The organism is Pantoea sp. 22096 (genome assembly GCF_052045955.1).
Taxonomy (GTDB): Bacteria; Pseudomonadota; Gammaproteobacteria; order Enterobacterales; family Enterobacteriaceae; genus Pantoea; species Pantoea alfalfae.
Genome location: NZ_JBQEPW010000002.1, coordinates 24,367 through 36,550, shown reverse-complemented (window position 1 = coordinate 36,550; position 12,184 = coordinate 24,367). Strand labels below are relative to the sequence as shown.

Below are 12,184 nucleotides of genomic sequence, written 5' to 3'. Positions count from 1 at the left end.
GAACACTGCAGCGTCGCTTTACAAGCCGAACAATTCGTTCGTTATAAAAAACTTTTCGTTTATCAGGAGTGCGTTTGAATACCCCTATCAGCATCATTGCCAATGCCTTAGTGCGTGAACGTCAGCGAGCCGGCCTGTCACTGGCCGAAGTCGCGCGCCGCGCCGGTATCGCCAAATCAACGCTCTCACAGCTGGAGGCGGGTAATGGCAATCCGGGCATTGAGACGCTGTGGTCACTGTGCGTAACGCTGAATATTCCGTTTTCACGGCTGCTGGAGCCGGATGCGCGTCGTCTGCAGGTGATCCGCCGTGGAGAGGGCCTGACAGTAACCGCCGATCTGGCTGACTATCAGGCGATTCTGCTGGCATCCTGCCCGCCTGGCGTCCGGCGTGATATCTATCTGCTGGAGGTTCAGCCTGGCAGTGAGCGCATATCGCAGCCCCATATTCCCAATACTATAGAGCATATTATTATTGCTAAAGGTCGGGCGCTGGTGGGGCCGGTGGACAGCGCGGTAGAGCTGGATGTGGGTGATTACATTACCTATCCGGGCGACGAGCTGCATATCTTTCGGGCGCTGGAAGCCGATACGATGGCGCTGCTGGTGATTGAGCACAGCTGATCACTATTCAGGGAGCTTCTGCAGGGTTTCTGCGGGCGTGAGGTGAGTGATTAGCTGCACCTCACTGCTCAGCCTGATCTCCGGATAGTGCTCGCGCATCCCTTCCAGCAGCACCTCATCAGGCCATTCCTCCTGTTTTCCCAGCATTGCGGCGACTTCGCTTAAGCGCAGCGTGTCGACCTGCGTCACCGACACGATTACCGCGTCATTTTCATCCTGCTGATTCACCAGTCTCAGCGGGCCAATGGTGATATCGCCCTCCAGCCAGCGAATTGTCGAGGTTTTCTCTCCGCACCTGACGGCTGGCATCAGACGCGGGACAAGCGTGAGTTGTTGCATTTCCGCTCCTTTTAAACGCTCTTTGATACCCGAAACAAAAGCACAAATCCGGGTTGAAAACAAATCCATAAATGTTATGTTATAACATATCTTTAATTGCATTCTTACAGGTAGCACCATGACACTCTCTGCTCTGACATCAGACGATCCCCGTCTGCCGGTTGCCGTTCTCTCTGGCTTTCTCGGTGCCGGTAAAACTACCCTGCTTAATCATATTCTGAACAACCGCGAAGGACGTCGCATCGCGGTGATCGTCAATGATATGTCTGAAATTAATATTGATGCTGCGCTGGTGCGCGATGGCGGTGCGCAGCTCTCCCGCACCGACGAAAAGCTGGTCGAAATGAGTAACGGCTGCATCTGCTGCACGTTGCGAGAAGATCTGCTGCTGGAGGTAAAACGTCTGGCTCAGGCCGGGCGTTTTGATCACCTGGTGATTGAGTCTACCGGTATTTCTGAACCGCTGCCGGTCGCCGAAACCTTTACGTTTGAAGATGAAGCGGGTGAAAGTCTTTCAGCCTATGCCCGGCTGGATAGCATGATTACCGTGGTGGATGGCTTTAACTTCCTGCGCGATTACCGTTCAGTCGATGATCTTCAGTCGCGCGGTGAGTCGCTGGGCGAGCAGGATGAGCGATCCGTGGTTGATCTGCTGGTGGATCAGATTGAGTTTTGTGATTTGCTGGTGCTGAACAAAACGGACCTGCTCAGCCCGGCGCAGCTGCACCAGTTGAAGGGCCTGCTGCAGGCGCTTAATCCGCATGCGCTTATTGTGAACAGTGAGTTTGGGCAGGTTCCGCTGGACTGCCTGCTGAATACCGGCCGGTTTGATTTTGACCGGGCAGCGCAGGCACCCGGCTGGCTGCAGACCCTGCGCGGTGAGCATCAGCCGGAATCGGAGGAGTATGGCATTCGTAACTTTGTCTATCGCGCCCGTCGTCCGTTCCATCCGCAGCGTTTCTGGCATGCAGTAAACCACCAGCTTGATGGCGTTATCCGCTCTAAAGGCTACTTCTGGCTGGCCAGTCGGCCGGAATATGCCGCGATGTGGTCGCAGGCGGGCGCAGTGGCACGTCAGGGTTATGCCGGGCGCTGGTGGGTCAGCGTGCCGAGAACTGAATGGCCACAGGATGCGGATTCGCTCAACTTTATCACTGAACAGTGGCAGGAAGGTACCGGCGACGCGCGCCAGGAGCTGGTCTTTATCGGCATTGAGATGGACGAGAAGAGCGTCCGTGCCGCGCTGGATCATGCGTTGCTGACACCACAGGAGATGGCTGCGGGGCCTGAACAGTGGATCACTCTGGCCGATCCGGTGCCCGCGTGGTTCGATGAAACCACCGCCTGACGTAGCGGTTGACGTACTTCTTTGACTTCGCAATAGTAAGCGAACCGGCGGGTAGCAGTTTTTCACTAATCCCTGTTCAGGAGAGACCAGATATGCCACAACGTATTGCTGTAATCGGTGCAGGCGTGCTGGGTTTAGCCGTCGCGCAGTCATTGTCGCGACGGGGCGCACAGGTCACCGTCTTCGATAAAAACTATCCTGGCAACGGAACCAGTCAGATCAGCTACGCCTGGGTCAATGCCAACGGCAAAGAACCCACCAGCTACCATGATCTTAATGCCCATGCGATAGACGAGCATAAGCGCTGGCAGGCCAGTCATCCTGCATCGCCCCGATGGCTGCTGGAAACCGGCACGCTGGAGTGGGCAGCCGATGAATTATCCCTGCGTCAGCTGGCGCAGCGCGCAGCAAAGCTTACGACGCTCGATTATCCCGTAGAGAAACGTAGCCGCGCCGCACTCCTGGGAGCAATGCCTGAGTTGCGGCTCGATCCCCGCGTTCAGCACGCCTGGTCTTTCCCTTCGGAGTGCCTGCTCTATCCCAGCCTGTTTATCGCCTCTCTGCTGGCTGATCTGCGTACCAGTGGCGGGCAGCTGGTCTGCAATAATGAAGTGACGACGCTGACTGAATCGGCGCAGGATGTCCATCTTACGCTGGCCAGTGGGGATGAATGGCGCGGCGATCAGTTGGTGCTGGCAACCGGCCGTTGGGCGCCGGAACTGATAAGTCAGTGCGGGCTTGAACTGGCGATGACCGATGCGAACCGCGCCGATCCTGTTGCCTGCAGTTTTCTGGCGCAGACGCAGCCTTTGCCGATCCCACTTAGATGCAATCTGATTACCCCGGAACTGAATGTGCGGCCGGATGGCGGTGGTCGCCTGATGCTGCAGGCGCTGGATCTGGATCAGCACGCCGATCCGGCGCGGCCGGTCTCGCCGGATGGACTGATTGGCAAAGAGATGTTGCGTCGGTTGCGGCGGCTGTTTAAAAACACCGAAGGCGCGAGAATTGAGCGGATTGAAACAGGACAGCGATCGCGCCCGGCAGATGGATTGCCCGCACTGGGCTACATCAGTGAGTCAGCACGCGTTTATCTGATGGTCAGTCATAGTGGCATGACCCTTGCCCCCTTACTGGGCAGACTGGTGGCTGAGGAGATGCTGAGCGGTACACCTTCACCGATGCTGAGTGGGTTTGCCCCGCATCGGTTGCTGCGTCCGCTCAGTGAGGTCGCTAAAACTGCGCCTGCCTATCTTCCGGCAGCGCAGTAAAAACTAGCGGCGGTTTTTCCACACGGTCTGCACGTTACAGAATTCGTGCACACCAAAGTGTGACAGCTCACGACCATAGCCACTTTTCTTGACGCCACCAATGGTAACGCGCGGATCGGACGCGCCGTTGCCATTAATAAACACGGCACCGACTTCCAGCTGCAGTGCCAGCCGATCAGCAGTTTCTTCGTTACCACTCCAGACGGTAGCACTGAGGCCAAATTCGCTGTCATTGGCAATCTCCAGCGCATGCTGAGGATCCCGTGCTACGGCAATGGCCGCGACCGGACCAAACAGCTCCTGCCTGAACGCGGTCATGGTGCTGGTAACATCAGCGAGAATGGTTGGCGCATAGTAGTTACCCTGCCCTGCCACCTTCTCGCCACCCAGCACCAGACGCGCACCTTCACGTAGTGTTGCTTTCACCTGTCCATCCAGTTCATCGCGCAGATCGGCGCGTGCCATCGGACCCAGAAAAGTGCTTTCATCCAGCGGATCGCCCATGGTGAGTGCCTGGACCGCGGCAGTGAAGCGTTTTTCAAATTCTTCAGCGATTGGAGCTTCAACAATAAAGCGTTTGGCAGCCATACACACCTGCCCGGTATTCTGGAAACGTCCAATAACGGCAGATTTAACCGCTTCATCAAGATCGGCATCCGCCAGCACGATAAAGGGATCGGATCCACCCAGTTCCAGTACCGTTTTCTTGAGCGCTGCACCTGCCTGAGCCGCGATGGCTGCACCTGCCCGTACGCTGCCGGTAACCGCGACGGCAGCAATGCGGTCATCTTTAATCGCGACGGAGACACCGTCGTTGTCGACGTTTATCAGGTTAAAGCCGCCAGCAGGCAGATCGGTTGCCCTGAACAGTTCAGCCATCAGTGTGGCGCTTCCCATGACGTTAGGCGCGTGTTTAAGCAGATAGGTGTTGCCTGCCAGCAACATACTGACTGCGCCCCGCAGAACCTGCCACAGGGGGAAATTCCATGGCATGACAGCCAGGATCACCCCAATGGGACGGAATCGCTGCCACGCATCGGTAATCTGAGTGGGCTGATCGGCCAGCATTGCCGGGCCATATTCTGCATACCAGTCGCACAAATTTGCACATTTCAGTACTTCAGCGCGAGCCTGTGCAATAGGTTTACCCATTTCCAGCGTAATCATGCGAGAAAGATCCTGTTCTCTCAGACGGATCTGTTCGCCGAGCTGACGCAATACGCGCACCCGGTCACTCATACTGCTGTGCTGCCATGCTGCAAAAGCGGAAGCGCTTTCTGCCAGTGTCTGTTCCAGTTCGGTGCTGTTCTGCAGAGGATAGCGTGCCAGAATTTCACCTGTTGCCGGGTTACGTGATAGAGCATGTTCAGTCATGGTGCTGTATTCCTCATTCGTTCAGTAATTGAGAAACGATACACGCTGTAGTTAATGATGAAAAATGAATAATAGTGAGGAAGTTGTTTATCGATTGAGAATGTCAGAATTGCACAGGCGATGTTCAGGAAGTGTGAAGGGGTTGCGAAGATGGGGCTATTACGCAACCTGTCTGTGTGTCTGAAAATCATACCTGCCAGTCAGTTATCCACTTATACACTGACCCGATCCTAAAAAACGATCCTTAATAGATCATAGAGAGATCCTAAGAGATCCCCGATCGTCGCAGGCCGCACCCCGCAAGGGCTCAAAGGGTGATCGCGTTCACTATAATCAGTAAAGTGTTCACTGTAATCAGTACTTTATTCACTGTACCAGGTAGAATGTTCACTGTAAACAGTGCTAATGTTCACTGTAGTCAGAAAACGATCCCTTTCATCCACAGAATGAAGATCCTAAGCCATGGCAGATAAAGACAACGAAAACAAAGCGTTACTTGAACCTTTTCTGTCAGTGACCAAAAACAGTGGCGAAGTTATTCAGCTTCATCCCAACAAGAATAATACCGTTCAGCCGGTGGCATTGATGCGTCTTGGACTGTTCGTGCCGACGCTGAAATCAACCGCACGTGGTAAATCCGGCGCTATGGCATCAACGGATGCGACGAAAGAGCTGAAGAATCTGACGCTGGTGAAAGCGGAAGGCTACGAAAAGATTACCATTACCGGCGCACGGCTGGATATGGATAACGATTTCAAAACCTGGGCAGGCATTATTCAGTCCTTTTCGCGCTATCCGACCAAAGGCGATACCGTCACACTGCCGTTTATCGACTTTGTGAAGATGTGCGGCATTCCCTCTGCCAACTCGTCTGCCGCGCTGCGTAAGCGCCTGGATGCCTCTCTGCGCCGCATTGCGACCAATACGCTCTCATTTGAAGGCAACGGCAAGGCGTATCATACCCACCTCGTTCAGTCTGCTTATTATGACCGTGAAAAAGATATTGTGCGGATTCAGGCCGACCCTAAGTTGTTCGAACTCTACAACTTCGACCACAAGGTGCTGCTTCAGCTCCGGGCAATCTCCCGCCTCAAGCGTAAAGAGTCTGCACAGGCGCTCTACACCTTCCTTGAGAGCCTGCCGACCAATCCGGCACCGATATCGTTGGCACGCTTGCGTATGCGTCTTAATCTCGGCTCAAAGACCACCACGCAGAATCATGTGGTGCGGCGTGCGATGGAGCAACTGAAAGAGATTGGTTATCTGGATTATTCAGAAGTGAAGCGTGGCCGCTCAGTCTTTTTCATTATTCATAGCCGCACACCTAAACTTGATGGCATCGGTAATCTGGAGAGCATCGATTCACTGGATGAGATTGAGTTTGAGGATTAATTCCTGACGTTCACTATAATCAGCATTTCTGCGTGGCAGTGTCACTTTTATCGTGGCCGGTGACATTGCATCCTTCCTCTCACATTCACTGTAATCAGTACTCCACTTCTGTTCACTGCAATCAGTAACGTTCACTGTAATCAGTAAAACGGGCACGTTTTAAATCATGTCCTCCTCCCCTCTTTTCCTGTCGTGCTTTGCCATAAGGCTTAAGAAGTAAGTGTGTGCTTACATACTAATCGATTAGTTCCTTCCAGAATCGGCTTTGCTGATTACAGTGAACGTTCTGATTCAGGCAGGACAGCGCCTCTTTTTGCTGATTCCCGTTGAGCAGCTTACTGATTACAGTGAATGTCAGCACTCATGTTCATCACGGCTGACGTGCGTCCTGTATGGAGGGCTTTAACTTATCGTTACTGCAAGCGTGACACTGTTACTGATTACAGTGAATGTTTGCCGACTGGCATCGTCGTAGCACCGACGTGCTGCGTATTCCCCTGTCGGTTACTCATTACAGTGAATGTTGTAGCGCGGAGCTGTCTTCTCCACGATTAAACTCAGGAATGCTGCTTTACTGATTACAGTGAATACTTTGCTGAATATAGTGAATGTTAGCTTAAATTTGACGCAACGCTTTGCTGTTTCTACTGTTTATAGTGAATATTTGTGGGATAGCAGTGATGACATAATCAAGTGCAGGTGTTGATGTCTGCTGGCCTGAGCGTTACCAGAAGCAATGTCCACGGAGGTATCCATTTCCGAATCGCAGCCTTACTATCCTCAATTCCGGTCGAACTGAACTGACGCTTCTGCTGATTACAGTGAATGTACGGTGGCAAGGTTCCTTTTCTACTGATTATAGTGAATGTTCGCTATCCCCTGGGTTACTGATTACAGTGAACGTTATCGTACAGACTTTTACATCCCCGCTGACCCATTGGGGCTCCCGGACTGCAGTTGTCTGTTATCTCATCAGCTTCCGATGCTTTAATGAACCAGACAGAATTTACCCGCTCCCCACCCCTGACTACAGTGAACGTTTATTCGGTTCAGCTTCCTGTCCTGCTATTTCATGCGCAACTTTACTGATTACAGTGAACGTGATTTCTGCATGGGTATTTGAAATGACCCTACTGATTACAGTGAACGTTTGGCTCGTTTAGCGCCAGGCATCAGCCCAGCTTTACCGCATAGGCTTTTGAATGCGGTTTGTTTTTTGCACCACTACCATAAGTCCTCCGGTAAGCCACCTGATACAGAACTGACTTTACTGATTACAGTGAACATTCAGACGCATCAATGCGCTTTGTACAATCCATTTCCCCTGCTCTCTCTGCGGATCGATTTCTACTGATTACAGTGAATGTTCTGCTGATTATAGTGAACGCTGTTCGCATTTGAATTGCGTAAATTGGCAGGCCATAAGTAATAGTGTGATGAACCGCAACAAAAACCGTGGTGTTACATAAAAACGAAGATTATGTGGAAAAGATAATTTATTGCCTCACGTGCAGGAATTCTGTATAAAGTCATAAATCCTACATGTTTGGAGCAACGATGGCTAACGATGACAAGCAGGTGATGAAAGTTGCACAGCGTTCTGAACGCATGCTGCTAAGCCTTACCGACCAGATTCAGGCGCAAAAGCAGGAATTGCATGAAAATACGTACTATCAGGTTTACGCCAAAGCGGCGTTAGCAAAGTTGCCCAAACTGACACGAGCCAGCGTTGATTATGCTGTAAATGAGATGGAAGAAAGTGGTTATCAGTTTGATAAACGTGCGGCCGGATCTTCTGTTAAATATGCGATGTCGATTCAGAACATTATCGATATCTATCATCATCGAGGCGTGCCGAAATATCGCGATCGCCACAGTGATGCTTACACCATTTTTGTTGGTAATCTGAAGGGCGGCGTGTCTAAAACGGTTTCTACCGTTTCGCTGGCTCATGCACTTCGTGCCCATCCTCATCTGCTGTTTGAAGATTTACGTATTTTAGTGATTGACCTTGATCCACAGTCCTCAGCAACCATGTTTTTAAACCATGAACGTTCAGTAGGGCTGGTGGAAGCGACAGCGGCACAGGCAATGCTGCAGAATGTCACCCGTGATGAGCTTGTGAACGAATTTATCGTTCCGTCGATTATTCCGGGTGTCGATGTGCTGCCTGCCTCAATTGATGACGCCTTTATCGCCTCAAGCTGGGACCAGCTTTGCGCTGAACATTTGCCGCAGCAAAATGTTCATGCCGTGCTGTATGACAACGTCATTGCCAAACTGAAGAAAGATTATGACTTTATCTTTATCGACAGCGGCCCGCATCTTGATGCTTTCCTGAAGAACGCCATTGCGGCCTCTGATCTGCTGATGACGCCGGTACCACCGGCTCAGGTCGACTTTCATTCCACGCTTAAATACCTGACGCGTCTGCCGGAACTGATTGCGATCATTGAGGATTCCGGCGCCACCTGTCGCCTGCAGGGCAACATTGGCTTCATGTCTAAGCTATCGAATAAAGCAGACCATAAGCTCTGTCATAGCCTGGCAAAAGAGATTTTTGGTGGTGACATGCTTGATGCAGCCCTTCCCCGCCTTGATGGCTTCGAACGTTGCGGCGAATCCTTTGATACGGTCATCTCCGCAAATCCTTCGACTTATGTCGGCAGCAGTGAAGCGTTGAAAAATGCAAGATCTGCTGCAGAGGACTTTGCAAAAGCCGTCTTTGACCGTATCGAATTTATTCGCCTGAACTGAGGTTTGTATGAGCGCAAAAAGAATCACGATTGGCAGAACCTTCAGCCAGACTCCGCTGGAAAATGAGACGCCAGATAGTCAGCATAATCAGACATTCGTTCTGGCTACGGGCAAGCGCGCCCTGTTTCGTTTTGAACGCATTCCCGCCAGTGATGTTGAAAACAAGACATTCGTTACAATGGAAACCAATGGTCGCGATCAGGCCGGGCTGACACCCGATTCACTGCGGGATATTATCCGCACCATTAAGCTTCAGCAGTTCTTCCCGGCCATTGGCGTAATGCGCGATGACCGCATTGAGATTCTTGACGGTTCACGTCGGCGTGCGGCTGCGCTTTACTGCAAAACCGGGCTGGACGTACTGGTCACTGATGCCGCTATTACTGCCGATGAAGCCCGCAGACTGGCGCAGGATATTCAGACGGCACGCGAACACAATCTGCGGGAAGTAGGAATGCGCCTGCTGGCGTTAAAAGATGGTGGTCTGTCGCAAAAAGAGATCGCTGAAAATCAGGGATTATCGCAGGCGAAGGTCACACGTGCTCTTCAGGCAGCCAGCGTTCCGTCCGATTTGATTTCACTTTTCCCTAATCATGCTGAGCTGACTTATCCTGATTACAAAGCGCTGTTACAGGCGGCTGACAAATTGAGTGAATCTGGGCAAAGCGTTGAAGCTCTGATTAATTCTATCTCGCGGGAGATAGATGTGGTTTGCGCCCGCGAAGGGCTTGCCGAGGATGAGCTGAAAAATCACATTCTGCGTCTGATTCGACAGGGTAGCCAGACGTTGATGAAAGAGCCTGAGAAAGATAAAACACAGGCGACTGCGCTCTGGTCTTTTGCTGATAAAGATCGTTTTGCACGTAAGAAGGTACGCGGTCGGATGTTCAGCTATGAATTTAACCGGCAGTCGAAAGAGTTGCAGGAAGAGCTGGATAAAGTCATTGCTGAGACCCTGAAGAAATATCTCAATCGTTGATTTACATGCATCCAAAAAAGCCAGCGTCTGACGCTGGCTTTTTTATTGCCCGATTAACTCAATATGCTGGAAGATGCATAAAACCCGAATTTCAGGCTGAAATCGCCAGGTTTTCAATAGTAATTTTAAATGTAAGTAACTGAATTTATTGAAATTATATAAGCTGGTATTTAATCTGATTCCTGTGAAATCGCCATTACCCTGAAACATGTCGCCAGCGTTACTGGCAGCCTTTGAATCCATGAATTGCCTGTAATGGCAAAAGCGGATTCAAATTCTGTTGTCACCCCTAAAGGGTTCTGATGCTGCCTGTGCGTATTCAGCCATCACGAATTGCAAGCAAAGATTTTCAGGTGCTGGTTCATTAGTGACCAGATACTTCTCACCAGACCTTAGTTCCTGCACAACTGCTTCATATCGGCTGATGCTTTCTCTGCAAGCCCTTTTACAACTATGCTATCCGCCAGCGAAATTTAACCATTAACTCACTGTTTATAATGGGAAATAACTATAAATTTCAGCCTGAAATCGCCACGCAACCTGCTAAAAATCATCCTGGTTACCGCTTATAACTGCTTTATTGAGATCTTAATTGCAGTGCAGCCTGCTAACAGCAAAGGCATCTTCTCAGAGTGAAAAAAGATACTCAGAAAATATCCCTCACTTATCCACAGAAAAAGTGGATAACTTTCTCATCCGGCTAAAATTATTTTTCTGTTGATGCGAACGACATGAGCAGGATTGGACGTGATCGCGCCAGCTATCTGAAATCGGCTACTTCAGACAGATTCACTGTATTGAGTAAACCCGATGAAAGCATGTGCTCAACGGTAGAAATAGATAACCGTGCCACTCAGGAAAGGGACATGACCTACCGGAAAGCTGTTTACAGTGAATGGGGAGTCAAAGAGGATGATCGGCATTGATAAATGGCTGGCGAATCCATGAGAACCTGTTGATGCGCAGCCAGCGTTGATCACGGCAATCGTCACATTGCCTGCGGAATGCGTACGATGAAGGCGATAACAGGATAGGTATCTGGTGCGGCAAAAACGATACAAAACCGGGCCAGGCCCGGTTTTGCTATGAATCAGGCTTCAAGCCAGGCTGTTATTTGCCTGACCATCGCATCGGCAGAGATGCCATAACGGTCATGCAACGTCGGTAAAGCGCCTGCAGCCAGGAATGCGTCCGGCAGGGCAATCTGCTTAAAGCGTGGCGTCACATGATTCCGCATTAGCAGACCCGCAATTGCCTCGCCTAACCCGCCCGTGATTGAATGATTCTCTGCTGTAATAACCAGCTGGTTATGATGCAGCGCTTCCCCTGCTTCTCGCAGGATGGTCTCTTCATCCAGAGGCTTAATCACAGGAGAGTGAACTACACCAACCTCAATGCCCTGCTTTTCCAGCACCTCAGCGGCTTCAAGTGCCCGCATGGTCATTAATCCGCTGCTGATAATAACTGCATCTTTGCCCGCTCGCAGACGCTGAGCCTTACCGTGCTTATAGCGATAATCATATTTATCCAGTACCAGCGGAACCTTACCGCGCAACAGGCGCAGGTAAACCGGCCCCTGATGTTCGGCAATCGCCGGGATGACCTGGCTAATCTCCAGCGCATCGCAGGGATCGATGATTGTCAGGTTTGGCATACCCCGAAAAATAGCCAGATCGTCAGTCGCCTGATGGCTTGGCCCATAGCCGGTGGTCAGGCCCGGTAGCGCACAGGCGATTTTTACGTTCAGATTCTCTTCGGCGATGGCCATGCAGATAAAATCATAGGCGCGGCGGGAAGCAAATACTGCATAGGTGGTGACAAAAGGCATAAAGCCCTCGCGTGCCATGCCCGCTGCGGCACTCATCAGTAACTGTTCCGCCATTCCCATCTGGTAAAAGCGCTGCGGAAAAGCTTCTGCAAACAGGTGCAGATCGGTGTATTTACTTAAATCTGCTGTCAGGCCCACCACATCTGAGCGCTGCTCTGCCAGAGCGACAAGAGCATGCCCGAAGGGAGCAGAAACCGTGGGCTGACCCTCAGCAGCAATCGAGGCGATCATGGCGGAAGTGGTCAGCCGTTTTTTTTGCGGTTGTGAACTCAT

At 51.3% G+C, this 12,184-nt stretch carries 9 protein-coding genes; 6 read left to right on the top strand and 3 right to left on the bottom strand.

Annotation, left to right across the window (positions count from 1 at the left end; all coding sequences use genetic code 11):
- Nucleotides 1-74 precede the first annotated feature (74 nt).
- Entirely contained in the window at nucleotides 75-623 is a 549-nt protein-coding gene (locus ACTJKZ_RS10465) for a helix-turn-helix domain-containing protein (protein WP_440829537.1), read from the top strand.
- A 3-nt stretch (nucleotides 624-626) separates the two neighbouring features.
- Here ACTJKZ_RS10465 and ACTJKZ_RS10460 read toward each other — a convergent pair whose 3' ends face one another.
- Entirely contained in the window at nucleotides 627-962 is a 336-nt protein-coding gene (locus tag ACTJKZ_RS10460) for an ASCH domain-containing protein (RefSeq protein ID WP_161736384.1), read from the bottom strand.
- Nucleotides 963-1,080: 118 nt separating this feature from the next.
- Here ACTJKZ_RS10460 and zigA point away from each other — a divergent pair, with 118 nt between their 5' ends.
- Nucleotides 1,081-2,310 carry a zinc metallochaperone GTPase ZigA gene (gene zigA / locus ACTJKZ_RS10455; protein WP_440829536.1) on the top strand — a complete coding sequence of 410 codons (1,230 nt, stop codon included), beginning with the start codon at nucleotides 1,081-1,083 and terminating at the stop codon, nucleotides 2,308-2,310.
- Between the two features lie 92 nt (nucleotides 2,311-2,402).
- Entirely contained in the window at nucleotides 2,403-3,581 is a 1,179-nt protein-coding gene (locus ACTJKZ_RS10450) for an NAD(P)/FAD-dependent oxidoreductase (protein ID WP_161736382.1), read from the top strand.
- A 3-nt stretch (nucleotides 3,582-3,584) separates the two neighbouring features.
- On the opposite strand, the gene ACTJKZ_RS10445 is transcribed toward ACTJKZ_RS10450, so the two are convergent.
- Complete coding sequence (locus ACTJKZ_RS10445) at nucleotides 3,585-4,955, bottom strand: aldehyde dehydrogenase family protein (protein ID WP_440829535.1); 1,371 nt, start codon at nucleotides 4,953-4,955, stop codon at nucleotides 3,585-3,587.
- A gap of 462 nt (nucleotides 4,956-5,417) precedes the next feature.
- Between ACTJKZ_RS10445 and ACTJKZ_RS10440 the strand changes: the two genes are divergently transcribed.
- From ACTJKZ_RS10440 to ACTJKZ_RS10430, 3 genes are all read left to right on the top strand, one after another.
- A complete protein-coding gene (locus ACTJKZ_RS10440) occupies nucleotides 5,418-6,347 on the top strand; it encodes a RepB family plasmid replication initiator protein (RefSeq protein WP_003855845.1) in 930 nt (309 codons plus the stop codon).
- Nucleotides 6,348-7,904: 1,557 nt separating this feature from the next.
- Complete coding sequence (locus ACTJKZ_RS10435; RefSeq protein WP_033735792.1) at nucleotides 7,905-9,104, top strand: AAA family ATPase; 1,200 nt, start codon at nucleotides 7,905-7,907, stop codon at nucleotides 9,102-9,104.
- A 7-nt stretch (nucleotides 9,105-9,111) separates the two neighbouring features.
- Nucleotides 9,112-10,083 (top strand): ParB family protein, encoded by a 972-nt coding sequence (locus ACTJKZ_RS10430; RefSeq protein ID WP_161736379.1) that lies wholly within the window; start codon nucleotides 9,112-9,114, stop codon nucleotides 10,081-10,083.
- A 1,090-nt stretch (nucleotides 10,084-11,173) separates the two neighbouring features.
- Here ACTJKZ_RS10430 and ACTJKZ_RS10425 read toward each other — a convergent pair.
- The gene (locus ACTJKZ_RS10425) at nucleotides 11,174-12,184 is read right to left on the bottom strand and encodes a transketolase family protein (RefSeq protein ID WP_222925635.1); all 1,011 of its coding nucleotides are present in this window, start codon (nucleotides 12,182-12,184) and stop codon (nucleotides 11,174-11,176) included.

Coding starts and splice junctions, on each gene's coding strand:
- ACTJKZ_RS10460 (WP_161736384.1), bottom strand. CDS start 962: ATGCAACAACTCACGCTTGTCCCGCGTCTGATGCCAGCCGTCAGGTGC.
- zigA (WP_440829536.1), top strand. CDS start 1,081: ATGACACTCTCTGCTCTGACATCAGACGATCCCCGTCTGCCGGTTGCC.
- ACTJKZ_RS10450 (WP_161736382.1), top strand. CDS start 2,403: ATGCCACAACGTATTGCTGTAATCGGTGCAGGCGTGCTGGGTTTAGCC.
- ACTJKZ_RS10445 (WP_440829535.1), bottom strand. CDS start 4,955: ATGACTGAACATGCTCTATCACGTAACCCGGCAACAGGTGAAATTCTG.
- ACTJKZ_RS10440 (WP_003855845.1), top strand. CDS start 5,418: ATGGCAGATAAAGACAACGAAAACAAAGCGTTACTTGAACCTTTTCTG.
- ACTJKZ_RS10435 (WP_033735792.1), top strand. CDS start 7,905: ATGGCTAACGATGACAAGCAGGTGATGAAAGTTGCACAGCGTTCTGAA.
- ACTJKZ_RS10430 (WP_161736379.1), top strand. CDS start 9,112: ATGAGCGCAAAAAGAATCACGATTGGCAGAACCTTCAGCCAGACTCCG.
- ACTJKZ_RS10425 (WP_222925635.1), bottom strand. CDS start 12,184: ATGAGTTCACAACCGCAAAAAAAACGGCTGACCACTTCCGCCATGATC.